General features: G+C 71.9%; 19 protein-coding genes. 12 read left to right on the forward strand and 7 right to left on the reverse strand.

Annotated features, from left to right (window positions below; translation table 11 throughout):
- Positions 1 to 41 precede the first annotated feature (41 nt).
- The 7 genes from ACZ5ON_RS29030 (at position 42) to ACZ5ON_RS29060 (ending at position 7,097) form a co-directional block, all read left to right on the forward strand.
- The gene (locus tag ACZ5ON_RS29030) at positions 42 to 926 is read left to right on the forward strand and encodes a class I SAM-dependent methyltransferase (protein WP_465598910.1); all 885 of its coding nucleotides are present in this window, start codon (positions 42 to 44) and stop codon (positions 924 to 926) included.
- A 491-nt stretch (positions 927 to 1,417) separates the two neighbouring features.
- The gene (locus ACZ5ON_RS29035; RefSeq protein WP_465598912.1) at positions 1,418 to 2,245 is read left to right on the forward strand and encodes an AfsR/SARP family transcriptional regulator; all 828 of its coding nucleotides are present in this window, start codon (positions 1,418 to 1,420) and stop codon (positions 2,243 to 2,245) included.
- 30 nt (positions 2,246 to 2,275) lie between these two features.
- Positions 2,276 to 2,740, forward strand: a complete 465-nt coding sequence (locus tag ACZ5ON_RS29040; protein ID WP_465598914.1) for a group II truncated hemoglobin — start codon at positions 2,276 to 2,278, stop codon at positions 2,738 to 2,740.
- A 219-nt stretch (positions 2,741 to 2,959) separates the two neighbouring features.
- On the forward strand, positions 2,960 to 4,186 hold the full coding sequence (locus ACZ5ON_RS29045) for an MFS transporter (protein WP_465598916.1): 1,227 nt from the start codon (positions 2,960 to 2,962) through the stop codon (positions 4,184 to 4,186).
- A gap of 79 nt (positions 4,187 to 4,265) precedes the next feature.
- Positions 4,266 to 5,015, forward strand: coding sequence for a methyltransferase (locus tag ACZ5ON_RS29050; RefSeq protein WP_465598918.1), 750 nt, complete (start codon positions 4,266 to 4,268; stop codon positions 5,013 to 5,015).
- 128 nt (positions 5,016 to 5,143) lie between these two features.
- Complete coding sequence (locus ACZ5ON_RS29055) at positions 5,144 to 6,601, forward strand: NAD(P)/FAD-dependent oxidoreductase (RefSeq protein ID WP_465598919.1); 1,458 nt, start codon at positions 5,144 to 5,146, stop codon at positions 6,599 to 6,601.
- Positions 6,602 to 6,689: 88 nt separating this feature from the next.
- Positions 6,690 to 7,097, forward strand: a complete 408-nt coding sequence (locus tag ACZ5ON_RS29060) for a RidA family protein (protein ID WP_465598921.1) — start codon at positions 6,690 to 6,692, stop codon at positions 7,095 to 7,097.
- Between the two features lie 70 nt (positions 7,098 to 7,167).
- On the opposite strand, the gene ACZ5ON_RS29065 is transcribed toward ACZ5ON_RS29060, so the two are convergent.
- Positions 7,168 to 7,743: a flavoprotein gene (locus tag ACZ5ON_RS29065; RefSeq protein WP_465598923.1), complete on the reverse strand. Its 576-nt coding sequence runs from the start codon at positions 7,741 to 7,743 to the stop codon at positions 7,168 to 7,170.
- A 224-nt stretch (positions 7,744 to 7,967) separates the two neighbouring features.
- Here ACZ5ON_RS29065 and ACZ5ON_RS29070 point away from each other — a divergent pair, with 224 nt between their 5' ends.
- The 5 genes from ACZ5ON_RS29070 (at position 7,968) to ACZ5ON_RS29090 (ending at position 15,430) form a co-directional block, all read left to right on the forward strand.
- The gene (locus ACZ5ON_RS29070; RefSeq protein WP_465598925.1) at positions 7,968 to 11,246 is read left to right on the forward strand and encodes a non-ribosomal peptide synthetase; all 3,279 of its coding nucleotides are present in this window, start codon (positions 7,968 to 7,970) and stop codon (positions 11,244 to 11,246) included.
- On the forward strand, positions 11,243 to 12,838 hold the full coding sequence (locus ACZ5ON_RS29075) for a GMC family oxidoreductase (protein ID WP_465598927.1): 1,596 nt from the start codon (positions 11,243 to 11,245) through the stop codon (positions 12,836 to 12,838). Before ACZ5ON_RS29070 ends, ACZ5ON_RS29075 begins: the two co-directional genes overlap by 4 nt.
- 2 nt (positions 12,839 to 12,840) lie before the next feature.
- On the forward strand, positions 12,841 to 13,590 hold the full coding sequence (locus ACZ5ON_RS29080) for a thioesterase II family protein (RefSeq protein WP_465598929.1): 750 nt from the start codon (positions 12,841 to 12,843) through the stop codon (positions 13,588 to 13,590).
- Between the two features lie 4 nt (positions 13,591 to 13,594).
- Entirely contained in the window at positions 13,595 to 14,737 is a 1,143-nt protein-coding gene (locus ACZ5ON_RS29085; RefSeq protein WP_465598931.1) for an acyl-CoA dehydrogenase family protein, read from the forward strand.
- A 90-nt stretch (positions 14,738 to 14,827) separates the two neighbouring features.
- The gene (locus ACZ5ON_RS29090) at positions 14,828 to 15,430 is read left to right on the forward strand and encodes a helix-turn-helix domain-containing protein (protein ID WP_465598933.1); all 603 of its coding nucleotides are present in this window, start codon (positions 14,828 to 14,830) and stop codon (positions 15,428 to 15,430) included.
- A 42-nt stretch (positions 15,431 to 15,472) separates the two neighbouring features.
- Here ACZ5ON_RS29090 and ACZ5ON_RS29095 read toward each other — a convergent pair whose 3' ends face one another.
- The 6 genes from ACZ5ON_RS29095 to ACZ5ON_RS29120 form a co-directional block, all read right to left on the reverse strand.
- Positions 15,473 to 16,447 carry an NAD(P)/FAD-dependent oxidoreductase gene (locus tag ACZ5ON_RS29095; protein ID WP_465598935.1) on the reverse strand — a complete coding sequence of 325 codons (975 nt, stop codon included), beginning with the start codon at positions 16,445 to 16,447 and terminating at the stop codon, positions 15,473 to 15,475.
- Positions 16,448 to 16,866: 419 nt separating this feature from the next.
- The gene (locus ACZ5ON_RS29100; RefSeq protein ID WP_465598937.1) at positions 16,867 to 18,375 is read right to left on the reverse strand and encodes an NADH-ubiquinone oxidoreductase-F iron-sulfur binding region domain-containing protein; all 1,509 of its coding nucleotides are present in this window, start codon (positions 18,373 to 18,375) and stop codon (positions 16,867 to 16,869) included.
- The gene (locus tag ACZ5ON_RS29105; protein WP_465598940.1) at positions 18,372 to 19,715 is read right to left on the reverse strand and encodes a hypothetical protein; all 1,344 of its coding nucleotides are present in this window, start codon (positions 19,713 to 19,715) and stop codon (positions 18,372 to 18,374) included. The genes ACZ5ON_RS29100 and ACZ5ON_RS29105 overlap by 4 nt, the downstream gene beginning before the upstream one ends.
- Before the next feature lie 233 nt (positions 19,716 to 19,948).
- Positions 19,949 to 20,158: a hypothetical protein gene (locus ACZ5ON_RS29110; protein ID WP_465598942.1), complete on the reverse strand. Its 210-nt coding sequence runs from the start codon at positions 20,156 to 20,158 to the stop codon at positions 19,949 to 19,951.
- A gap of 534 nt (positions 20,159 to 20,692) precedes the next feature.
- Positions 20,693 to 21,127, reverse strand: coding sequence for a hypothetical protein (locus tag ACZ5ON_RS29115; RefSeq protein WP_465598988.1), 435 nt, complete (start codon positions 21,125 to 21,127; stop codon positions 20,693 to 20,695).
- Between the two features lie 487 nt (positions 21,128 to 21,614).
- Positions 21,615 to 23,297 carry a S53 family peptidase gene (locus ACZ5ON_RS29120; RefSeq protein WP_465598944.1) on the reverse strand — a complete coding sequence of 561 codons (1,683 nt, stop codon included), beginning with the start codon at positions 23,295 to 23,297 and terminating at the stop codon, positions 21,615 to 21,617.
- Between the last annotated feature and the right edge of the window lie 308 nt (positions 23,298 to 23,605).

Here is a 23,605-nt window from a genome sequence, read left to right on the forward strand (position 1 = left end):
GCAGGCGCGACGTCCACATGCTGGGCGTCGGAGGTGACCGTATGACCACGCATCACACCGAGGACCTCGACGGTGACGCCCACCGGGCCGAGCCGGAACTGGAGGCGGAAGTCCACTCCGGCTGCCTGGCGGAGGCGGCTCGCTGGCTGCGGGGCCTGCTGGGGCCCGAGGAACGGGTGACGGCGGCGGTGCGCCGGGTGCTGGACGTGGGCAGCGGGCCGGGGGTGGCCTCCTGTGAGCTCGCCCGCGCCTTCCCGCAGGCGGACGTCATCGCGGTTGACCGGTCCCACTCGCTCCTCGCCCGGGCCGGGGTCCGGGCGGCGGAGTGCGGGCTGACCGGACGTCTCACCACGCTGCGGGCCGAACGTCCCGAGGAATTCGGTCAGTTGGGACCAGCCGAGGTGATCTGGACCGGCAACGTCTGCCGCCACCTGGGTGACCAGCAGGCGGCCCTGCGGAGCCTGGCGTCCGCCCTGCGGCCCGGCGGGCTGCTCGCCGTCTGCGAACGCGGTCTTCCGCTCCGCTTCCTGCCCCGCGACATCGGCATGGGCCGGCCCGGCCTCCAGGCCCGCCTGGACGCGGCGCTGGAAGAGCGGTTCGCGGCCCGCCGCGCCGGGCTGTCGGGCACCACCTCCGTGGTCGAGGACTGGCCGCTCCTGCTGGCGGCGGCCGGGCTCGTCCCCACAGGCAGCCGCACCTTCCTGATCGACCTCCCCGCCCCGTTGGGCCTGGCCGCGCGCCGCTATCTGCACACCCGGCTGACCCGGCTGCTCGCCGAGATCGGTGACCAGCTCACCCGCGCCGACCGGCTGACTCTGGAGCGACTCGTGGACGAGGAGGCAGGTACCGGCATCCTGTGGCGATCGGACGCCTTCTACCTCACGGCGCTCACCGTGCACACCGCCCGCCGGTGCGCTCACGCCTGACCGCCCCGTCTGCGCGATCAGCCCCGTGACCGGCGCAGCGAAGGTCTGGAAGGTCGGCGCGGTGGCGCAACCACGCACCAACTCCAACACGGTGAGCGGCGAAGCGGGTACGGTCGGATCCGGAAGCGTCGGCGGGTCCCTCCCCGGAGGCGACGCGAGCACCGCCGATGCTTCTCCGCAGCCGGCGGCCGAAGCGGCCGGATGACGCCGTATCACCCACCCGAGCGACCCACACGACGATCAACGAAAGCGTCGAGAGTCGAAAGCGGAATGCGCCTGCGGATTTAGGGCACGCCGGCTCCGAAGAGCACGTCCTCATTCCTTGCCACGGAGGGCGTGCCCTTCGGCATGCCCGCCAGCCATTCGGCGCCGATTCTTCGGTCAGCTCTACGGTCGCACCGTATTGAGGCCCCCACCCCCGCACTCCTAGGTTCCTTCCCGTGGCCGTCGCCACGAGGAATCGGATGAAACGGATGGATGACGGAGGGCGCGTGAAGATTCAGGTTCTCGGCCCGCTGCATGCCGAGACCGGCGGAGTTCCGGTCGTCCCGACGGCGGGCAAGCAGCGGCAAATTCTGGCGCTCCTCGCCCTCCATGCCGGGCAGCTCGTGCCGGTGACCACGCTGGTCGAGGAGATCTGGGGCCCCCGGCCGCCGCGCAGCGCGCGCACCACCGTCCAGACGTACGTCCTGCGGCTGCGGCGCACCCTGGCCGCCGCCCTCGGCGGCCCGGACGGCCCGGCCCGTGCCCGGGGGCTGCTGGCCACCGGGCACGGGGGTTACCTGCTGTGGGCCGGTGAGCAGGACGTCGACGCGTTCGCGTTCCAGCGGGAGGCGCAGGCCGGCCACGCCGCCTTCGCGGACGGTGACAACGAGGCGGCGGCACGTCGGCTGCGCCAGGCACTGGCGCGGTGGCGAGGGCCGGCGCTGCTGGACGTACCGGCCGGAGCGGCGCTGCGGATCCAGGCGGCTCGTCTGGAGGAGAGCCGGCTGCTCGCGACGGAGCGCCGCATCGACGCCGAGCTGCGGCTCGGTCGGCACGGTGAACTCCTCGCCGAGCTGGTCGAGCTGACGGTACGTCACCCATCCAATGAGCGGCTGCACTCGCAGGCCATGGTCGCGTTCTATCGCTCGGGACGGCGGTCCTCGGCCCTGGAGCTGTACCGCCAACTGCGCCGACGGCTGGTCGAGGAGCTGGGCCTGGAGCCCATGCCCCAGCTCCAGCGGCTGCACCAGGCGATGCTCTCGGTCGATCCCCGGCTGGACATGGTCGCGCAGGGCGGCAGGCCGACGCCGACCTTCGACCTCTTCGCGGCCTGAACCTGCCTCAACCGAACGGAAGGTGACACAGTGACGGATCGGGTTCCCACCCTGTACGAGTGGGCCGGCGGCGCCGAGGCGCTGGAACGGCTGACGGAGGAGTTCTATGCGCGCGTCCGCAAGGACGAGTTGCTCGCCCCGCTCTTCGCCCGCATGGACGACGACCACCCCAAGCACGTCGCGACCTTCCTCGGCGAGGTGCTCGGCGGCCCGGAGCACTACACCGAACACCACGGCGGTTACCACCACATGGTCTCCCGCCACCGGGGCCGGGCCATCAAGCCCGAGCAGCGGGCACGGTGGGTGGAGCTGATGCGGGAGTCCATGGACGTGGTGGGGCTGCCGGACGACGCGGAGTTCCGCTCGGCGTTCATCGGTTACATCGAGTTCGGCTCACGCCGCGCCATGGCCAACTCCCGTCCGGGCGTGGGGCCGACGAAGCGTACGACCATCAAGAAGTGGGGCTGGGGGGAGGCTCAGCCCGGTGACGACTGATCAGGCCGACGGCCTGCCCCGGTGTCCCGGTATCGGCAACAAATGTTGTCCGTTCGTCACGCCTGGATCCAGCATGGGGACCAGGGGTGATCACCCTCCCGCCATCCGGCAGGCCGCCGCGCACCCGCCGTGATCCGTACGCCCCAACCATTCGAACAAGGAGCTCGCCATGCGCTTGACCATCCCCCTGCCGGCGCACCTGACCGGAGGTGGCCGCCGATGAGCGTCCAGACCGAACAGCCGCAGGCGGCTTCCGGCAGGGCCACCGCCCGACTGCCGCTGGGGGTGTACCTGCTCGCGTTCAGCTTGTTCGCGATGGGTAGCGCCGAGTTCCTGCTCGCCGGCGTCCTGCCGGACATCGCCGACGACCTGGGGATCTCGCTGTCCTCCGCCGGAGCGTTGATCTCGGCGTTCGCGATCGGCGTGGTGATCGGCGGACCGCCGCTGGCAGTGTTGACCCTGCGTTGGCCGCGGCAGCTCACGCTGGTGGCCTCGCAGGCCCTCTTCGCCGCAGGTGTGGCGGTCGGCCTGGTGAGCGACAACTTCACGGTGCTGCTGGTCACCCGCTTCCTGTGCGGCCTGGCCTACGCGGGGTTCTGGGCGGTCGCCGCGGTCACCGCGATCGGCCTCGTCACCCCCGACCGCACCGCCCGCGCCTCCGGCGTGGTGGTCAGCGGACTCAGTGTCGCCATGGTGGCCGGTGGGCCGGCCGGCGCGCTGTTGAGCCACTTCACCAGCTGGCAGGGCGGGTTCTGGGCCGTGGTCGGCCTCACCGCGATCGGTACGGTCTCGACCCTGGTCGCCGTGCCCTCGACCAAGGCGGCCGAAGAACCCAGCGTGCGGCGGGAGTTGCGCACTATGAAGCAGCCGCAGCTGTGGGTGGTGTACGCCGCGACCCTGCTGAGCACCGCGGCCTACATGATGTCGTACAACTACCTCGCGGCCTTCCTCACCGACATCACGAGCATGAACTCCGTGTGGGTACCCGCGATCCTGACCCTGTTCGGCATCGGCGCCTTCATCGGTCTGTCCATCGGCGGCCGGATCGCCGACGGGCGCCCGCACCACGCGCTCCTGGTCGGGGCGGTCGGGATCCTGGTCTCGTCGGTCCTGCTCGCACTCCTCGGCCGGTACGCAGTGGCCGTCATCCCCCTGGTCCTGCTCCTGGGCGTCTCCGGGTTCGTGCTCAACCCGGCCATCTACGGGCGGGTGTTCACCGTCGCGGCAGGGGCGCCCACCCTCGCGGGGGCCACCGCCGTCTCCATGTTCCAGCTCGGAATCAGCCTCGTCCCCGTCCTCGCGGCCGTCGTCCTCGTCGGCGGCGCCGGCCTGACCGCCATCCCCTGGCTCGGCGCCGGCCTGGCGGTCCTCACCATCCCGGCCGTCCTGATCGACCGCGCGATGACCCGCAGCCGGGCGAAGAACCCCCAGCCCGGCGACAACTGACCCGCTCGCATTCCACCGTCGAGAGCCGCGGAGCACGTGTTGATCGAACTGCTCCGCGGCTCCCCCAAGGGAGGATCGCATGGACAACAAGCTCGGCTACGAACTCGGAAACCGGGTCGTGTCGCAGATCCAGAGTCCGGATCGTCCGACGCAGACGACGTTCTCGCTGCTCGGGCTGGACTGGGACCTGCTCCCCGAGGTGTTTCCGCCCTACACGGACCCGGGCCCCGGCCTGTTCGCCTCCTGGGTGCCCTACCAGAAGGGCAGCCGGTTCCTGGAGATGGGCTGCGGCGCGGGCATCGCCGCGGTGATCGCGGCGCAGCGTGGCTGCGAGCGGGTGCTGGCGCTGGACATCAACCCGGCGGCGGTGGAGAACGCCCGTCGCAACGCCGCCCGGCACGGGGTGGCCGGCCAGGTGACGGCACTGACCAGCGATCTGTTCGACGCGCTGGACCCGGCAGAGGTGCTCGACGTCGTCTTCTGGAACACCCCGTTCATCGAAGCGCCGGAGGACCGTCTCTACACCGGCCAGATCGAGCGGGCGGTCTTCGACCCCGGGTACGAGATGGTGCGCAGGTTCTTCCGTGACGTGGTGCCCCATCTCTCGACGGAGGGGCGGGTGTACCTGGGCACCAGCGAGGCGATGGGGAATCCCGAGAAAATGCTGCGGGCCGCCGCCGACGCGGGATTCGAATCCCATCGGTACCGCAGCGAGTCCGTCGAACTTCCGGCGGCGGACCTCGGCGACTCCCCGGTGGTCAAGGCCCACACGAACGAGCGCGGAAACGTCGACATGGACTTCACCATGTACGAGTTCCTGCGCCGCTGATCCCTCTTTCGCCACCGGCCGCGGAAATCCCCGCAGGACGCTCACCGATCCACCAGATCCGACGGAATTCAATTCACTATCAATTCGATTCCGGGCGACACGACAGCGCCTTGGAAGATTGGAGTTTGATGAACGCCAACGGGAAGGCAGACGGCACCGGCTTCGATGTGGTCATCGCCGGAAACGGAGTCCTGGGGCTGTCGCTGGCCTGGGTCCTGGCCCGGCGAGGACAGCGGGTCGCCGTGCTGGGCCAGCCGCATCGCCCCTGGGCCGGCTCAACGGCGGCCGGTGCCATGCTCGGCTGTTTCGGAGAGGTCACCACCTCCCTGCTGGCCAGCGAGCACGGCCGGGCCAAGCTGGAACTCGGCATCCAGGCCACCAAGTTGTGGCCGCAGTGGCTGGCGGAGCTGGAGGACCGGACCGAGGGCGCCCCGGTCAGGACGGCCGACGGCACCACCGTCATCCTCAACACCATCGGCACGGCCGAGATCGACGACGCCAACTACAACCTCATCCGCGCCGAACTCACCCGTTACCAGGAGCCCTTCGAGGACGTCGAGCCCCGCGACCTCGACTGGGTGGACGCCGAGCCGATCTCCCGCCCGCTGAAGGCCTTCCACATACCCGGGGAGCACGCCGTCAGCGCCGCGGCCCTGCTGGAGCGGCTCGAGTCGGCGGCCGTCCGGGCGGGCGCCACCCTCGTCACCGAATTCGCCACCCGCGTCGAGTACCAGGGCGAGCGGGCGACCGGAGTCGTCCTGGCCTCCGGGGAGCGGATCGGCGCCGACCACGTGGTGCTGGCCGCCGGGGCGCGCACCCAGGAACTCCTCGACAGCCTGCCCGTCGGCCCCCGCATCCCCCGCCTGGTCAGCGGCTACGGCGTCTCCTCCCTCATCAGGACCGTGGACGGGACGACCCCGGACAGCGTCATCCGGACCCCGAACCGCTCCTTCGCCTGCGGACTGCACGTCGTCCCCCGCGGCGACGGGCACATCTACGTCGGCGCCACCAACGTCATCTCCGTGGAGCCGCGGGACACCCCCGAGATGCGCGACCTGGTCTTCCTCCTCCAGTGCGTCAACCGCCAGATCCGCCGCAACCTGTGGAACAGTGAGGTCGCCAAGGTCCAGGTCGGCAACCGCCCCGTCTCGATGGACGGCTTCCCGCTGCTCGGCGAGGGCGGCATGCAGGGCCTGTGGATCATGACCGGAACCTACCGTGACGGCCTGCACCTCTCGCCGCTGCTGGCCCAGGACTTCGCGGCCCGGATCCTCGGCGAGCAGCCCCAAGCCGACCTCGCGCGGTTCGCCCCGGTGCGGCAGCCGCTCCGGACCGGAACGCGCGAGCAGATCGTGGATGTCCTCGTCGACCACCAGATGGGCATCGGCTACGAGCAGGACTGGACCATTCCGGTCGAGTGGCACCACTGGATCGAGATGGACGTGCGGCCGGCCACCCTCACCTGGGCGAACGAGCTCGACCCCGAGTTCACCCCGCCGGCCGAGCTGCTCTTCGCGTCCCGCTTCGACCCCGAACTCGTCAAGCTCCTGCGGAGGTACTACGCCACCTGCCGCGAGCACAGCTGAGCCTTCCCCAGAAACGCATCACGGTCACCGTACGGGCAGGCAGGCACAACGCGCCTGCCCGTACGGCCCCTTCGAGAAAGGACAGAGCATGGCTGTCAAGACGATCGACCCGCCGGAGCTGCCCACGCCGTACGGATGGCGGCAGCTGGCCGTCGGCACCGGGAGCCGTCTGGTGTTCCTCAGCGGTCAGACCCCACGCACCGCCGCCGGTGAACCGGTGGGAACGGGAGACCTGGCCGCCCAGACCGAGCAGGTGTACCTCAACATAGCCGCAGGTCTGGCCGCGGCCGGCGCCACCTTCGACGACGTCCTGCGCCTGACCATGTACGTCAAGGACTGGTCGCTGGACAAGTGGGACGAGATCGGGGTGGGCGTCGAGCGTGCCGCCGCCCGGCTCGGCGCCGACCTCGTCAAGCCCACCACCCTGGTCGGCGTGGCCACCCTCGCCGAACCCGACTTCCTCATCGAGATCGAGGCCACCGCCATCGTGGCCTGACGCGCGAACACTGCTGAGCGGCCCCCGGCCGGGAACGAAGAGTTCCCGGCCGGGGGCCGCTCGGCGTTGGTCAGGCCAGGAGGTCGCCGATCACCTTGGCCACCGTGTGCGGGGAGGGCAGGGCCGGATGGTGGCTGGCGATGCCCGTGGACGGGTCGTAACCGTCATGCCACTCAGGCTCGTTGACGAGCTCGCCGTCCGCGCGGATCTGCGCGATGTTCCGCTGGACGGCCGGCTTGTGCCACATCCTGGCGCCCATCACCGGGAAGTACACGACGGGGTAGTCCACCGACAGCGCCACCGTCAGCAGGCGATTGGGCGCGGCGCCGGCCGCCGCCGAGGCGAGGGTGTGGGCGGTGGCCGGCAGCACGGCGAGCAGGTCGTGGTCAGCCGCGAGCCGGGACGGTTTGTCGGTCGGCCAGTCCGCCGGGGATTCCCCGCTCACCACCCGCTCGGCGAACAGCGCGAGACTCTCCGGGGAAATGAACGAGCTCGCGGTGTGCGTCAGCAGAACCGTGAACGTGCTGCCCGCGATGTGCCGGCGCATCGCCTCGATATACGACGGAAGCCGGGTCACCGCAATCGATCCGGTGGCGCCGATGAGGATGCGTTTCCCGGCTGCCGCCGGGGAGTTCTGAGTGGCCATTCCTCGATGATGCCGCTACCGTCCCACCACCGGTCAATGGCGCATTACCCGACTGCCGGGGGAAGTCCGCCACGAGTCCAGCGGCGGTCCAGCGCGCACCAAATACTTCGGTTGCCCCTTCGGTCGAACCGTATTGAGACGGGGTCCGCCGCTGCCTAGCGTTCCGTTTGCGCACAACAATTCGAAGGCCCACCAGGGCATCTGACGAAAAGGGGCGGACGTCGATGGAGGATCTCTTCGCGGAACTGCGCGGCAGCGACGGCCGGCGTCGCCTGGACGAGGACCGGCTGCCGGAACTCAAGCCGCAGCCGGACAGGCGTCACGAGCCGTTCCCGCTCACCGACATCCAGCAGGCGTATCTGATCGGCCGGCACAAGGGCCTGGAGCTGGGTGGCATCCCCAGCCAGTACTGTCTCGAGTTCGACTGTCCCGGTCTCGACCTCGACCGGCTGACCGGCGCCCTGCGGAAGGTTGTCGCCCGGCACGAGGCGCTGCGCACGGTGGCCGGGACCGACCAGACACAACGGATCCTCGCCGAGGACGAGCTGGAACCGTACGTCATCCGCACCACGGACCTGCGCGGTCGATCGGACGGGGACCAGACGGCGGAACTGGAGCGGATCCGAACCGAACTGACGGAGCAGGTGCTGCCGGTGGACCGGGCGCCGCTCGTCGACATCCGCGCCACCCTGCTGGACGGCGACCGCGTCCGGCTCCACCTGGCCGTGGACCTGCTGTTCCTCGACATGCGCAGCCTGTTCCGGCTGCTGGAGGAGTGGCGCCGGTGCTACGACGACCCGGCGTGGCGGCCGGAGCCGCTGGAGCTGTCGTTCCGCGACTACGTGCTGGCGCAGGAGGAGCTGCGCGAGGACGACCTGGGCCGGGAGGCCGCCGCGTACTGGGCGGACCGCCTGGACGCGCTGCCCCCCGCGCCCGAGCTGCCGCTGGCCGCGGCGCCCGAGCAGCTCGGCACCCCGCGGTTCGTCCGGCACCGGGCCGTGCTCGACCCCGAGCGCTGGGCGACGCTGCGGGCGGCCGCCGCGCGGCACGGGCTGACGCCGTCGGGCGTGCTGCTCGCGGCGTACGCGGAGGTGCTGCGGACCTGGTCGCGGCGGCAGGAGTTCACCCTGACGGTCACCCAGTTCCACCGGCTCGGGCTGCACCCGCAGGTCGAGGAGATCATGGGCGACTTCCTGGCGCCCGGCCTGCTCGCCGTCGGCGGGCGGCCCGAGGAGACGTTCGAGCAGCGGGCGAAGAGCCTCCAGGATCGGCTCGTGGCGGACCTGGCGCACTCCGCGTACGGCGGCATCCGGGTGCTGCGCGACCTGGCCCGCCGCCGGGATGACCGCAGGGCGTCGATGCCGGTGGTCTTCTCCAGCACGCTCGGCGGCGGCGAGGGCGTCCCCGGGGCCGGGGCCCTGGAGTCGTTCGGCGAGCTGGTTTTCGACCACAGCCGGACGCCGCAGGTGTGGCTGGAGAACCAGATCCTGGAGCTGAACGGCCGGCTCAGCGTCAACTGGAACGCGGTCGAGGGCCTGTTCCCCGAGGGGACGCTGGAGGACATGGTCGCCGCGTACGTGGCGCTGCTGGACCGGCTGGTGGACGACGAAGCGGTGTGGGGCGCCACCCGCGGGATCGTGCCGCTGCCCACCGCGCAGGCCGGTGAGCGGGAGCGGGCCAACGCCACCGCCGAGGACATCCCGCCGGCGCTGCTGCACGAGCTGGTCGCCGAAGCGGCCCGGCGCCGTCCCGACGCGCCGGCGGTGATCACGCCCGGCACGGAGACCACGTACCGTCAGCTGACCGAGGCCGCGCACCGGATCGCACACCGGCTGCTGGCCGGCCCCGGTGCCGGGCCGGGCGAGATCGTTGCGGTGTCGATGCGTCCGGGTGCCGCGCAGTACTCCGCGCTGCTCGGGGTGCTGCACACCGGTGCCGCGTACGTGGCCATCGACCCGGAGCTGCCCGAGGAGCGGCGGCTGAAGCTGCTGGCCCGCTGCGCGGTGCGGGCCGTGGTGACCGAGCCGGACCTGCGCGACGCGCTGCGCTGGCCGGCGGGCGTGGCGGTGGTGACCCCGCAGGACGAGGCCACCCTGGCGTGCTCCGCCGAGGCGCCCGAGCGCCGCCAGGGCCCTGACGACCTGGCGTACGTGATCTTCACCTCGGGCTCCACGGGCGAACCGAAGGGCGTGATGATCACCCACCGGAGTGCCGCCAACACCGTGCAGGACATCAACCGGCGGTTCGGCGTCAGCGAGCAGGACCGGGTGATGGCGCTCGCCCCCACCGGCTTCGACCTCTCGGTGTACGACATCTTCGGAGTCCTGGGCGCCGGCGGCACCGTGGTCGTGCCGGACCCGGTGCGAGGCAGCGACCTCGCGCACTGGTCGCAGCTCATCAGCCGCTACGGCGTGACCATCTGGAACAGCGTGCCCGCCCCGATGCGGATGTGGATCGACTCGCTCGGCGACGGGGGCGCCCCACGCGGGTGCCGGCTGCGGCTGGCCCTGCTGAGCGGCGACTGGATCCCGGTGGACCTGCCGACCCGGACCCGGGAGAAGCTCCCCGCGATGCGGGTGATCAGCCTGGGCGGTGCCACGGAGGGCTCGATCTGGTCGATCCACCACCCGATCGAGACGGTCCGGCCGGAGTGGTCGAGCATCCCCTACGGCAAGCCGCTGGCCAACCAGACCATGCACGTGTTCAACCAGTGGCTCGAGCCGTCCCCCGTCGGGGTCACCGGCGAGATCCACATCGGCGGCATCGGCGTGGCCCAGGGCTACCTGGGCGATCCCGAGCGCACCGCGGAGCGCTTCCTGGTCCACCCGGTCACGGGGGAGCGGATCTACCGGACCGGCGACCTCGGCCGGTACCTGCCCGGCGGCGACATAGAGATCCTGGGCCGCGAGGACTTCCAGGTCAAGATCAACGGCTACCGGGTCGAGCTGGGCGAGATCGAGGCCGGGCTCATCCGCCAACCGGGCGTGCGCACCGCGTTGGTCACCGCGCCCGCCCACGCGCGAACCGGACAGCGGCAGATCGCCGCGTACGTGGTGCCCGACGCCGGGGCGGACCTGGACCCGGCCGCTCTGCGGGCGGCGCTGGCGTCCCTGTTGCCCGGCTACATGGTGCCCAGCCGCTTCCTGACGCTGGACACCCTGCCCCTGACGGGCAACGGCAAGATCGACCACAAGGCGCTCCCCACCCCGTGGAACGACGACGCCGAGGCCGGCGACGGGCGGACGGCGCCCCGCAGCCGGGTGGAGGAGCGGCTGTTCGCGCTCTGGTCGCAGCAGCTCGGTCACAGCGACTTCGGCGTGGAGGAGGGCTTCTTCGACATCGGCGGCGACTCCCTGCACGCGGTCGGCCTGCTCGCGCTGCTGCGCACGGAGTTCGGCATCGGGTCCGACGTGGAGACGGAGCTGGTCGAAGGGTTGTTCATGAACGCGTCGATCGAGTCGTTCGCCGAACTGGTCGCTTCCGTCGAGGAGTTGGCCGCGTGACTGACGAGTGGGAGTACGTGATCGTCGGAGCGGGCTCGGCCGGAGCCGTCACCGCCGCCCGGCTCGCCGCCCGGGGCTCCGGGAACGTCCTGCTGCTTGAGGCCGGCGCCGACCAGCCGCGTCCCCGGGACCGGTCCCATCCGCTGGCCGACGCCGGCCGCCTGGTGCTGTCCGGCTACAACTGGGACTACCGGGCCAACCTGCGCACCAGCAGCCGCCTGGAGGACCTGGTCGGAGCGCGGGCCGGCGGGCCCGCGGCGGCCCGCGCCCTGTGGGAACGCTTCCCGTACCAGCTCGGCAAGGTCGTCGGCGGCGGCTCCGCCGTCAACGGCGCCATCGCCCTGCGCGGGCTGCCCCGCGACTTCGCAGCCTGGGCGGCGTACGGCAACCCGGACTGGTCGTGGGAGCGGGTGCTGCCGTTCTACAAGGACATCGAGAACGACGCCGACTTCCCCGGCCGCCTCCACGGCGACAGCGGCCCGCTGCCGGTCCGCCGCACCCCGCGCGAGGAGGTGCACGAACTGGACGCGGCGTTCTGGGCGGAGTGCAACCGGCAGGGCGTCGCCGACCTGCCGGACCTCAACGCGGGGGAGGAGGCCGGGGTCGGCCCGATCCCCGGCAATGCGGTGGACGGCGAACGCGTGGACGCCGCCACCGCGTTCCTCGCCGGCGCGCGCGACCTGCCCAACCTCCAGCTGCGCACCGGGATCCGGGTCATCCGGGTGCTGTTCGAGCAGCACCGGGCCGTCGGAGTGGAAGTCGAGACGGACGGTCGGCTCACCGCGATCCGGGCCAGGCACGTCGTGCTCAGCGCCGGGGCGGTCGGCACGCCCGTCATCCTCCAGCGCTCGGGTGTCGGCGACGCAGCGTTGCTCCGGGTGCTCGGCATCACCCCCGTGGTGGACCTGCCCGGGGTCGGCCGGGACCTGGTGGACCACCCCTCGGTCGTCATCTGGTCCAAGCCCGCCGACGGGGTGTGCACGCCGGGCCTGCCCTGGCGGCAGGTCGCGGCGCGGATGAGCAGCGGCTTCGACAGCGACGTGGACATCCAAGTGGGGCTGCTCAACAACGTGGAGAGCCACACCATCCCCGGCTTCGTGGACCGCCTCGGCTGGCCGCTGGTCGTGGGCGCCTCGGTGATGCTGATGCGCCCGCGTTCCCGGGGCCGGGTCTTCCTCGACCGCGCCGACCCGTACGCCGCACCCGTCATCGAGCTGGGCCTCGGCACCGATCCCGAGGACGTGGAACGGCTCTGCCACGGCGTGCGCCGGGCCTGGGGCCTGCTGCGCTCACCCGGCCTGGCGAGCCGGCTGACCGCCACCCAGTTCTGGAGCGACCGCATGATCGCCAGCGACGGGGTGGTGCGCAGCGGCGTCCGCAACATCATGAACCCCGGCTGGCACGCTGCCGGTTCGTGCCGGATGGGACCGGTGACCGACCCGTGGACGGTCGCCGACCAGGACGGCCGGGTGCACGGCACGGAGAACCTGCGGATCGCCGACGCCTCGCTCTTCCCGACGATCCCCAGCGCGCCCACCAACCTGACCACCCTGATGCTGGCCGAGAAGCTGGCCCGGAACACGAAGGAGTGACCGTGCGGCCTGAATCCAGCTCACCGGCGCTGCTCTACTGCTTCCCGCACGCCGGGGCGACCTCGCTCGTCTACCGGGGCTGGCAGTCGCTGGGCGAGCCGCACCTGTCGGTCCGGGGCGTGGACGCGCCCGGCCGGGGGACCCGCCGCCGGGAGCCCAGGGCCGTCGGCTTCCACGCCCTGGTGCGGGCCATGGCCGAGCACGTGGTGGCCGACCTGCTGGCCGAACGGGAGCGATCGGCCGGCCTGCGCTGGGCGACCTTCGGCCACAGCTTCGGAGCGACGATGAGCCTGGCGGTGGCCGCCGCGGTGGCCCGCCAGGTGGGTGTGCCGCCCGTCCGGGCCGTGCTGTCCGGGGCGGTGCCGCCCCGGCTCCAGCGGCCCGGCGCGCTGCTCGCCTCCGTACCCGACGAGGAACTGCTCGCCCGGACCGCCGCCGACGGCGGCACGCCGCCCGCGGTGCTGGCCGATCCGACGATGAGCCGCATCCTGCTGCGGATGCTCCGCGAGGACGACGCCGTGCGGGCCGAGTTCGTGCAGGAGGCCGCCGGGCTGCGGGTGGACTTCCCGCTCACCCTGATCGCCGCGCGGGAGGACGTACACGCCCCGCCGGACAAGGTCTGGCCGTGGTCCGCGCACAGCTCGGCCCCGACCCGCCGGGTCGAGATCGAGGGCGGCCACTTCGCGGCCGTGCAGCACCCCAAGGAAACCCTGACGACCATCGCCGACGACACCGACCCAGGGGAGAGGTGACCGCATGGCCCGCAAGCGGTACGAGGCGGAGCACGAGCACTTCCGGGACGCGTGCCGGGAGTTCCTGAGCCGGGAGGTGGTGCCGTACCACGCCCAGTGGGAGCGGGAGGGCATCGCCGACCGCGAGGTGTGGCGCAAGGCCGGGAAGGCCGGCCTGCTCGGCATCGGCGTGGACCCCGAGTACGGCGGGGGCGGCGAGAGCGACTTCCGCTACCCGGCGGTGTTCGCGCAGGAGATCATGTGGGCCCGGGCGACGGCGCCGACCTTCGTGGCGCACAACGACGTCATCGCCGGCTATCTGGCCGAGCGGACCACCGAGGAGCAGCGCAGGCGGTGGTTGCCGGGGTTGTGCTCGGGCGAGCTGATCGCGGCGATCGCGATGAGCGAGCCCGACGCGGGCTCCAACGTCGCCGACATCCGCACCACCGCCTTCCGCGACGGGGACGGCTACGTCCTCAACGGGCAGAAGACGTTCATCACCAACGGCGAGCACGCCGATGTCGTCGTGGTCGCCGCCAAGACCGCCCCCGAGCGCGGCGCCCAGGGCATCAGCCTGCTGGTGGTGGAGCGCGGCACGCCGGGCTTCACCCGCGGCCGCCGGATGGAGAAGCTCGGCTGGCACGCCAGCGACACCTGTGAGCTGTTCTTCGACGACTGCCGGGTGCCGGCCGAGAACCTGATCGGCAAGGAGAACGCGGGGCTGGCCTACCTGATGGCAGGGCTGCCCCGGGAGCGGCTGAGCATCGCGACCGTCGCCCTGGGCGCGGTCGAGCGGATGCTGACGGACACCCTGGAGTACGCGAAGACCCGGGAGGTGTTCGGCCAGACCATCGGCGGCTTCCAGCACAACCGCTTCCAGCTCGCCACGATGGACACCGAACTGACCATCGCCCAGGTCTTCCTGGACCACTGCATCACCCAACTCAACGCCGGGCGGCTGTCCGTGACGGACGCTGCGAAGGCGAAGTGGTGGACGACGGAGTTGCAGGTGGACATCGCCGGCCGGTGCCTGCAGATCCACGGCGGCTTCGGCTACCTGAAGGAGAGCGCGATCTCCCGGGAGTGGGCCAACAGTCGGGTGCAGACGATCTACGGCGGGACGACGGAGGTGATGAAGGAGCTGATCGGCCGGTCCCTGGGTCTCTGACGTCACGGCACCGCCCGCCGCCCTCCGGCGGGCGGTGCCAATTCGGCACCTGTGGTTGCGAGTTCGGGAGTGGCGGGATGTAATGGCGGCATGACGCAGTCCCCGACCATCGCCCAGGCCCTGTCCGAGGTCGGCCCGCGGCTCAAGTTGCTGCGCACCGCCCGCGGTGTCACCCTGGCCGCACTGTCGGAGGCCACCGGGATCTCCAAGAGCACGCTGTCGCGGCTGGAGGCGGGCCAGCGCCGCCCCAGTCTGGAACTGCTGCTGCCCATCGCCCAGGCCCACCAGGTTCCCCTCGACGAGCTGGTCGGCGCCCCGGAGGTGGGCGATCCGCGCGTCCGGCTGAAGCCGCACCGGGTGAACGGCAACACCGTGCTGCCGCTGACCCGTCAGCCCGGACCGCTGCAGAGTTACAAGATGATCCTGCCGACCCGTCGCACCACCCCGGAGCTGTGCACCCACGAGGGGCACGAGTGGCTGTACGTGCTCTCCGGGCGGCTGCGGCTCATCCTGGCCGACCACGACGTGGTGCTCGGCCCCGGCGAGGTGGCCGAGTTCGACACCCGGCTGCCGCACTGGTTCGGCAGCACCGGCGAGGGTCCGGTCGAACTGCTGAGCCTCTTCGGCCGCCAGGGCGAGCGCATGCACGTGCGCGCCCGTCCGACAGCGCGCACGCCCGCCTCCGGCGGATGAGCCGGGGCGGGCGGATCGAGGCGTCGCCGGGCGCGGGTGGGGTCAGGCCGCGGGGGTGGGCGACACGGACCGGTACGCCGCGAGGGCCTGCTCGACCTCCTCGTCCACCAGGTCGTGGTTGAGAGCGAAGGCGGCGGCGGCCCCCATGCCGGCCGCGGTGACGGCCTGGGCGCGCGGGTCCACCACGTTGCCGACGGCCCACAGGCCGGGGCGGGTCGTGCGGCCGGCCCGATCGGTGACGAGCCAGCCGGCGCTGTCCTTCTCGCAGCCGAGGCCGTCGAAGGGCGCGTCGTTGGGGGTCATCCGGGGGAAGACGAACACCGCGGCGCACTCCAAGGTCCGCCCGTCGGCGAGCTCCACCGCGTGCAGCCGCCCGTCCTTGGCGAGCAGGCAGGACACCGGCCCCTCGGCCACCTTCACCCCGCGCGCGTCCAGGCGCTCCCGCTCCTCGTCGCCGAGCGGCTGGGTGTGCGGGACGTACACGACGTCGTGCGACCACTGGCGCAGCAGCAGCGCCTGCCCGGCGGACGCCGGGTGGACACCCAGCACGACGAGTGGCTGGTCGCGCAGCTCGTAGCCGTGGCAGTACGGGCAGAAGAGGACATCCGTGCCCCACAGCGCGCGCAGGCCCGGGATGTCGGGCAGTTCGTCGCGCAGCCCTGCGGCGAGGACGACGTGGCGGGCCTCCAGCGTCGCGCCGCCGACGAGCCGGACCAGGTACCCGCCGACCTCGCCGGCGTCCACCTGGTCGACCTGACCGTTGATCAGCACCGCGCCGTACCGGGAGATCTCGGTGCGGCCGGTCTCCAGCACTGTGAGCGGCGGGACCCCGTCACGGGAGAGAAAGCTGTGCATGTGGGCCGAGGGAGCGTTGCGGGGCTCCCCGGCGTCGATGACGGCGACGCTCCGGCGGGCCCGGGAGAGCACGAGTGCGGCGTTCAGCCCGCCCGCTCCGCCGCCTATCACGATGACGTCGTACGAGGTTCGGTTGGTTGTGTCGTTGATTGCGCCAGTCATGGCGATCACCTCCGTCGCAAGAGTGCGTCTGAGGTGGCATCACGAGCAATTTTTGTTGCCGTTTCCGGAACACTTGCTTCGACGTTCTCGTTGATCGTCGTGCTGGTCGCTCGGCTGGGTGATGCGGCGTCATCTGGCCGCTTCGGCCGACGACAGCGGAGAAGCATCGGCGGTGCTCGCGTCGCCTCCGGGGAGGGACCCGCCGATGCTTCCGGGTGGTCGGGTTCGCGGCCGGTCACGCCGTGATGGCGCCGTGTCGCGGCCGGGTTCGCGCTCCGTCAGGGGATCGTTGCCGAACCGAGCATTCGGATGCGTGCGGTGTGCGGCGCCTGCTCGATCGCCGGACCGGGGGTCTCGCCGTCACGGACCAGCTGGTCGACGACGGCTGTGCGCAGACGCCCGGGTCCTCGGCACCCGGCTCAGCGGCCGGACAGGGCGAAGCGCAGGGCCAGGGCCGGGCACTGGTTGACCGCCCGTTTGGCGGACAGAGTCAGCCAGACCGGCACGGGTCCCTCGCTGACCACCGGGAAGCCGTACCGGTCGAGCGTGAACAGCTCCGGGGCGATGTCGGCGCACAGCCCGTGCCCGTCGCACAGCGCCCAGTCCACCTTCAGGCTCACCCGGCCGACCTCGGCGGCGCCGGGGTCCGGGCTCCAGGGCACGGTCGGCAGCACTCCGCGCACCCGCCGTCCGCAGCCGGCGCGCTCGGTGTGCGCGCCGACGTCCTCGGCGAAGGCGGTGAGCGCGGACCGGACGAACCCGGCGGAACCGTCGGGGTGGGAACAGGCACCCTGTCCCACCACCGCGGCGGCCAGCCGGCGGACCTCCTCCACCGCACGGGCGCCGCCGGCCACCATCGCGCCGAAGGCCCGCGCCAGCTCAGGCAGTCCGCGCCGGCAGGGGCCGCACTGGCCGGCCGACTCCGCGGCCAGCCACTGGACGATCCGGTGCGCCTCGCCCAGCGGACAGGTGTCCTCGGGCAGCGGGATGACGATCCCGGCGCCGAAGGTGCCGCCGGCCTGCCGCATCCCGGCCCGGGAGCAGGGAGCGGACACCGCCGACGCCGCGTCCAGGAACATGCCGTGGTAACCGCCGACCAGCACTCCTTGACCCGGCCCGGTCCCGCAGGCGTCCAGCACCGTACCGAGCGGGGTCCCGGCGGGGGCCTCCACCACCACGGGCCGCCGGGCGCCCGCCCGGTTGACGGTGAGCAGCACCGTGCCGGGCTCAGCCTCGGGGCCGACGGCGCAGTACGCCTCCGCTCCGATCCGGGCGGCGACGGCCAGTTGGGCGTACGTTTCGGCGTTGGAGAGCAGCGTCGGCAGCCCGTCGACGCCGCCGAGCCCGCCGTCGGAGGAGCGGACCTTGCGGCTCGGCGGCAGGGCGACCAACCCGTTGATGCCACGGATCAGCGAACCGGACTCGCCGGAGACGAAGCGGGCGGGCTGCTGCACGACCCGGATCGGCAGCCGGGCACGGCGTTCCGCGACCGCCGCGGGCATCGAGGTGACGCCCGGGCTGCCCTCGTCCACGCCGACGGCCACGCTCTCGGCGCGTAGCGCCTCGCCGACCAGCAGCGCACCGTCCAGGACGAGGTGCGGGGCGCGGGCGAGCAGCATCCGGTCCTTGGCGCTGCCCGGCTCGCCCTCGGTGGCGTTGACCACGACGGCTGCCGGCCGACGCCGACGCCGGGTGGCGTCGATCACCGCCTGAAGCTTGCGGGCGAAGGGGAAGGCAGCGCCGCCCTTCCCGGTGAGACCGATCCGCTGGGCGAGGTCGACCAGCTCCAACGCGTCGTACCGGGGCAGCGGCCCGTGGAAGGCGAGATGAGCCTCGTAGCCCATCCGGATGTACCGGTCGAGTCCGGCGGTGAGCCTGGGCGGCCCCATCCGGATGACCTCCGGGACGTCCGCGGTGTCAGCCGTCATCGGTTCTGCCAGGGGTCGACGGTGTACCCGGAGGGCTGCGGCTGGATGGGCTGGGACCAGTAGCCGGGGGTGGGCCAGGACGCCACCGCGGACGGGAACTGCGGGCCGGCGTCAGGCGCTTGCGGGTACTCGGGCTGGCCGGCGAACGGCTGGGACGGATACTGCCGGGCATACAACTGCTGGGCGTACAACTGCTGGGCGTACTCGGCCTGCTGCTGCTGTTGCTGCTGCTGGAACGCCGTCTGCTCAGCGAGGTACTGCTGACGGCCGGCGTCGAGCATCGCGTTGAGTTCACCGGTGTCCCAGGCGTCCACCGTGAACTGGGCCTGGTACTGCGCTGGTTGTTGCTGTTGGAACGCCGCTTGCTCGGCCAGGTACTGCTGACGGCCGGCGTCGAGTAGGGCGTTCAGCTCACCGGTGTCCCACTGCCCGGCGGCGGCTGCGTCTACGGGCAGCTGGGAGGATGCCGCGGCAGCCGCGACGGGTTCCGGCGTCACCGCCGGTTGGGCGTCCGGAAGTTCCACGTCCAGCGCCAGCAGCGCCGAGGACTCGCCGAAGACGGGCAGCTGGTCACCGAGCGGCGGGTAGCCCGCCTCCTCGCCGGGGCCGATCAGGTCCACGGCCATCAGGCGGCGGTTGGCGTTGACACCGGTGGTGTTGCGCCCGGCTCCGTACAGGAACTTGATGAGCAGCACGAGTGCCACCGCGGCCATGTTGATGCCGTACGACCACACGACCCAGCCCTTGGCCGGCCGCCCGGCCTCCAGCCCGTGCGCGAGGGCCAGCGGCCACGAGGCGTAGGCGACCCAGTGCAGCGGTCGCCAAAGCCGGGTGAGGCGCGGGTCGTTGGCGAAGCGGCCGCGGAGCGCGCCGGTCACCGTGGCCAGGACCAGCAGCTCCCCGGCGATGGTGCCGACGCCGACCGCGAAGCTGGTGCCGGAAGCGAACGGCACCACGGCCGCCGACGGAGCGGCATGCCCCTCGGCGACCTTGTTGCCGATGTGGATCACCAGCGTCACCACCGCCGCGGTGGACACGGCCCGGTGCAGGGCCTGGACGACCACTCGGTGACGCGGCGTCATCAGCCGTCGTTCGGCCGCCAGCAGGCCGAGTGTGACACTGCCGCTGAGGGCCATCAGCGTCAGCACGCCGAAGAAGAAGTCGACGAACCGGTGCACCGCCTCCGTGCCGCTGCGGTTGTGCACCGTCGCCGGGAGCTCGAGCGCCTGCAGCACCGTGGCGACCACGGCGAGCACCACCACCACGGCGGTGACCAGGACCGGGACCGGTGGCCTCGGCAGCTCCGGTGCCGTGCCGGCGGCCGCCGCGCGAAGTCGCACCGCGGTGTTCCGCGGGGACCGGCGACGTGGCCTTGTCGAACTCTTCAAAGTCTCTCCTCGTCCAGGGGTGGTGGTGGCCCGACAGTCGACGCGGACCGGGTGCCCACGGGCGTGGGTTCCTGATGTCATCGCAGACGGCATCAGGGCCCCCGGGGCGCCGGGGGAAGCTGCGAGAGGACCGGCCGCCTGAATGCCGATGCTCCTCCGGCGGCCGGCGGCCGGCGGGTGGCGGTCTACCAGTGGCTGCCGTAGACCGGCGTGGGGTCATTGCCCGTCGCGGTCGGCATGCCGGTGGGCGGATCGGTCGGCCCGGACGTCAGTACTTCGGTCGGCATACCGCTCGAACCGGTGGTCGGCCGGCCGGGCGGCATGCCGGTCGGCTTGGTGGGGGGCATCCTGCTCGGCTTCGAGGCCGGCATGCCGGTCGGTCCGGTGGTGGGCATCCCGGTCGGCATACCGGTGGGCCCGGACGTCGGCAAGCCGCTGGGCCCGGACGTCGGCATGCCGGATGGTGTGCCGACCGGGCTCGCAGTCGGCACACCGGCCGTGCTGACCGACGGCGCCGGAGCGGCAGGAGGAGCGGCCGTCGGGAGGGTGGGGACGCACGCTGCGGCGAGCAGCGACGTCCCGGCGGCGAGGAGGCCGTACTGCGCCGGCCTGCGGCCGGACGTCCGGCCACCACCGCTGCGGAGACGGAGCGGAGAAGTTCGGAATGAGAGTTTCAAGTCTGCGGTCCTCCGTGGATGAGCAATCCGGTGATTTCCGAGGTGCGGCAGGCTGCGGAGCCGGGCGAACGGGCCCAGGAGGTGAGCCGCGGGCTACGCCCCTACCGGCCGGGCAGCCGGTGATGCGGATCCGACCAGGCATTGCAGAGCGTCCACGACGGCCGGGGGAAGGCAGCCGAGGCGTACCCCGACGCACCGTCGCCTGAAGCGGCACTCACAGGTGCCGCCGATCAGCGGCCACCGGCTTCGCGGTCATCCGGCGGCGGCCAGCGGGAAGGGGGGCTTGTCGTCGGTCTGCGCCGGAGCGGCTGCCTGCCGCACCGGAGACTGGGCCGGCGCAACGGCCGCGGGCCGGACCGGCGTACCGCTCTCCAGTGACGCGGGTGCGGCCGGCTTGCCCACCGTGGCCGGTGCCTGGCGAGGAGGTTCCAGGGCCGCGCCGGGCAGCGGCGTCGCAGGCGTGCTGCCTCCGGCGGTGCCGACGGTGCCGTGGGCCGGGGCCACCGGGCGGAAACGGGAGGCCAGTTGGTGGCTCACCGCTTCGTCGAGAGTGACGGGCCGCTTCGCCTCGTTGGCCAACTCGGATGCGAGGAGCCCGAGTTCGGCGACGTGTTCCCAGCCGAGGCGGACCACGAGGCGCAGCTCGGCGCCTCCGTCGGGGGAGGCTGTGACAGCGGGGATGGCCATGTCGTTCACGAGTGGTCCTTACGGTTCGGGTCGTGGCGAGGACGCGTCGGCAGATGATCGGGGCCACCGGTCCGGAGTGCGCCGGCGTGGGCCCGGACGCCGGCTGCCGGACAGGCCGCGCGATGGCGCGGGCGGGTGACGCGAGCCCGGTGCGGTGATGCCCGTGCCGGGCTGGGTGTGAAGACAGTACGGCCTTCCGACCCGTCGAAACACAGCCGTCGCGGAATTTTTGAATCTGCTAAGGGAGTGCTCATCCCGGGCTCAGACGGTACCGCCCGGGCCGCGCCCAGTACCACGGTGGCGCGACCAACTCCCCTGCAGTTCCGAGGCGTTGGGAAGACCGTCGCCGTGCGGCCGGTGTGGACCTCTTGGCCCACACCGGCCGTGTCGCACCTGAGGTCGACCGCCGGGATCCGGTATGCCTCCGGGTGGGTGCCGGGCAGGTCACCGGCACGTCGGACCGGGACTGCGACGCGGGCCGTCCCGTTCAGTGGCGGGCGGCGAGCAGTCCGTCGGCCAGCCGGTCGGACACCGGGGTGCCCCAGCCGGTGACCTGGTCGTAGCCGGTCTTGGCCCGGAAGTCCTGGTTGCCACCGGAGGTCACGTCGTGGAACGCCGACCGGTAGCTGCCGGAGCGGGCCAGTGCGTACACCTTCGGGTTCACCTCGCCGAGCACTGCCTGGCCCGCGGCCTTGGCCTTCTGGTTGTAGAGCGCGGTGAAGCCGGACCACAGCGGAGCGGCCGCCGAGGTGCCGCCGAAGATCTGCCAGCTCGGGCCGGCCTGCCCCTGGGTGAAGATCGCGAACCCGCTGTTGGGATCGGCGTCGGAGGCGACGTCCGGTACGGTGCGCCCGGTGGCGTTGACACCGGTGCCGCTCTGCCAACTCGGTTTGGCGAAGGCCTTGGAGGTGCCGCCGCCGGCGGTGCTCCAGGCGCTCTCGGCGGAGTAGGTGTTGCCGCTCACCTTGAGGTTGGTGCCGCCGACACCGGTGTTGTACGGGCTGGAGGCCGGGAAGTCGACGGCCTTGACCGAGGAGCCGCTGGTGGAGCGGGTGCAGTCGCGCGAGCCGTCGTCACCGGAGGCGGAGAAGATGCTGATGCCCTGGGCGGCGGCCTGCTTGAAGGAGTTGTTCACGGCGGTCATGATCGAGGTGGTGGTGTCCGGCTCGCAGGAGCCCCAGGAGATCGAGATGACCGAGGCCCTGTTGTCCGCAACGATCTTGGCCGCCATGTCGACCTCGCCCCGGTCGCTGTTGGGCGCCTCGTAGATCAGCTGCTGGGCCTTGGGGGCGACACCGCGCACGATCTCGGAGTCCAGTTCGACCTCACCCTGGCCCTCGCCGGGGCGGGCGTCGTAGTTGGCGCCGTCGACCGAGACGGTCCGCACGGCCGGGCCGGTGAGGCCGAACTTGCGGTCGTACGTGGTCAGGTCGGACGAGCGGTAGCCGTCGAACTCCCAGAGGGCGACCGTGGTGCCGGTGCCGTCGGTGCCCATCTTGTTCAGGTCGTAGGCGCCGTTGTACTGGGTCGGGCCGTAGCCCCTCGGGGCGGCGGCCGGGGTCGAGGCGTCCGGCTTGGCTATTCGGGTGGTGCGGTTGGTGTGGTCGTCCAGGCCGACGATCCCCGCGACGACGTCGGCCAGCTCGGACGGCACCGATGCGGGGGTGTCGTTGGCGTAGAAGGTCCGGTGCTGCACGCCGTCGACGTACGTGCTCTCGTGGGTGCCGAAGGCCGCGGCGATCCGGTCAGCCGCGCCTCCGACGTTGACCACCTGCCGGTTGGCGCTCACCCCGGTCACGGTCAGGCCCTGGGAGGAGAGGAAACGGCTGACCTTGTCCACGTCGCTCTGGGTCGGACCGTATTCGGCGGTGAACTGGTCCGGCGTCAGGTACTTTCCGAACAGCGGATCGCCCGGGGTCGAGACCGCGGTGAGAAACCGGTCGAGGGCGGCGGTGTTGCGCAGCTTGAGGTTGACCGAGACCGCGAGCTGCTGTGCGGCGTTGAGGGCGCCCTGCTTCTGGGAATGGGACACGGCCGGGGACATGGTGTCCGGCAAGGCCGTTCGGGCGGCCGCAGCCTGCGGAGTCAGCGAGGCATTGGCACTCAGCGAGACGGCGGCCAGCGACAGCACGGCCAGGGCGGCGGACAGGGCGAACGATCGGGATCGCACAGACTCCTCCAGACGGCAGGGAACGTTCCGGGTTCGAGAACGTGCGGACGAGCCTTGCAGAAAACCTTTTAAAGGAGGCTTAGGTCTGGTTTATCGCCAGGTGATGGAAAATCACATCGACATTTCCGCAGGCGTCCCACGAAATGGAGCAGGGAAGGCCAGGGCACGGCCACCGGGCTTCCGGCTCTGCCCGGCCGAGCGTCGAGCAGGCTCGGAGTCGGTCTAAGCTCTGGCCGATGAGAACTCGAGTCATTCGCGGTTCGCGACGACGGGTACGTCGCCCGGGGTTCGGACTCGGCGTCGCGGAT

It is taken from the genome of Kitasatospora sp. NPDC032150, assembly GCF_055579945.1.

Bases quoted from the DNA above. Each gene is read 5' to 3' on its own strand.
- ACZ5ON_RS29030 (WP_465598910.1), top strand. From the start codon at position 42: ATGACCACGCATCACACCGAGGACCTCGACGGTGACGCCCACCGGGCC.
- ACZ5ON_RS29045 (WP_465598916.1), top strand. From the start codon at position 2,960: ATGAGCGTCCAGACCGAACAGCCGCAGGCGGCTTCCGGCAGGGCCACC.
- ACZ5ON_RS29050 (WP_465598918.1), top strand. From the start codon at position 4,266: ATGGACAACAAGCTCGGCTACGAACTCGGAAACCGGGTCGTGTCGCAG.
- ACZ5ON_RS29055 (WP_465598919.1), top strand. From the start codon at position 5,144: ATGAACGCCAACGGGAAGGCAGACGGCACCGGCTTCGATGTGGTCATC.
- ACZ5ON_RS29060 (WP_465598921.1), top strand. From the start codon at position 6,690: ATGGCTGTCAAGACGATCGACCCGCCGGAGCTGCCCACGCCGTACGGA.
- ACZ5ON_RS29065 (WP_465598923.1), bottom strand. From the start codon at position 7,743: ATGGCCACTCAGAACTCCCCGGCGGCAGCCGGGAAACGCATCCTCATC.
- ACZ5ON_RS29070 (WP_465598925.1), top strand. From the start codon at position 7,968: ATGGAGGATCTCTTCGCGGAACTGCGCGGCAGCGACGGCCGGCGTCGC.
- ACZ5ON_RS29085 (WP_465598931.1), top strand. From the start codon at position 13,595: ATGGCCCGCAAGCGGTACGAGGCGGAGCACGAGCACTTCCGGGACGCG.
- ACZ5ON_RS29090 (WP_465598933.1), top strand. From the start codon at position 14,828: ATGACGCAGTCCCCGACCATCGCCCAGGCCCTGTCCGAGGTCGGCCCG.
- ACZ5ON_RS29095 (WP_465598935.1), bottom strand. From the start codon at position 16,447: ATGACTGGCGCAATCAACGACACAACCAACCGAACCTCGTACGACGTC.
- ACZ5ON_RS29100 (WP_465598937.1), bottom strand. From the start codon at position 18,375: ATGACGGCTGACACCGCGGACGTCCCGGAGGTCATCCGGATGGGGCCG.
- ACZ5ON_RS29110 (WP_465598942.1), bottom strand. From the start codon at position 20,158: ATGCCCACCACCGGACCGACCGGCATGCCGGCCTCGAAGCCGAGCAGG.
- ACZ5ON_RS29115 (WP_465598988.1), bottom strand. From the start codon at position 21,127: ATGGCCATCCCCGCTGTCACAGCCTCCCCCGACGGAGGCGCCGAGCTG.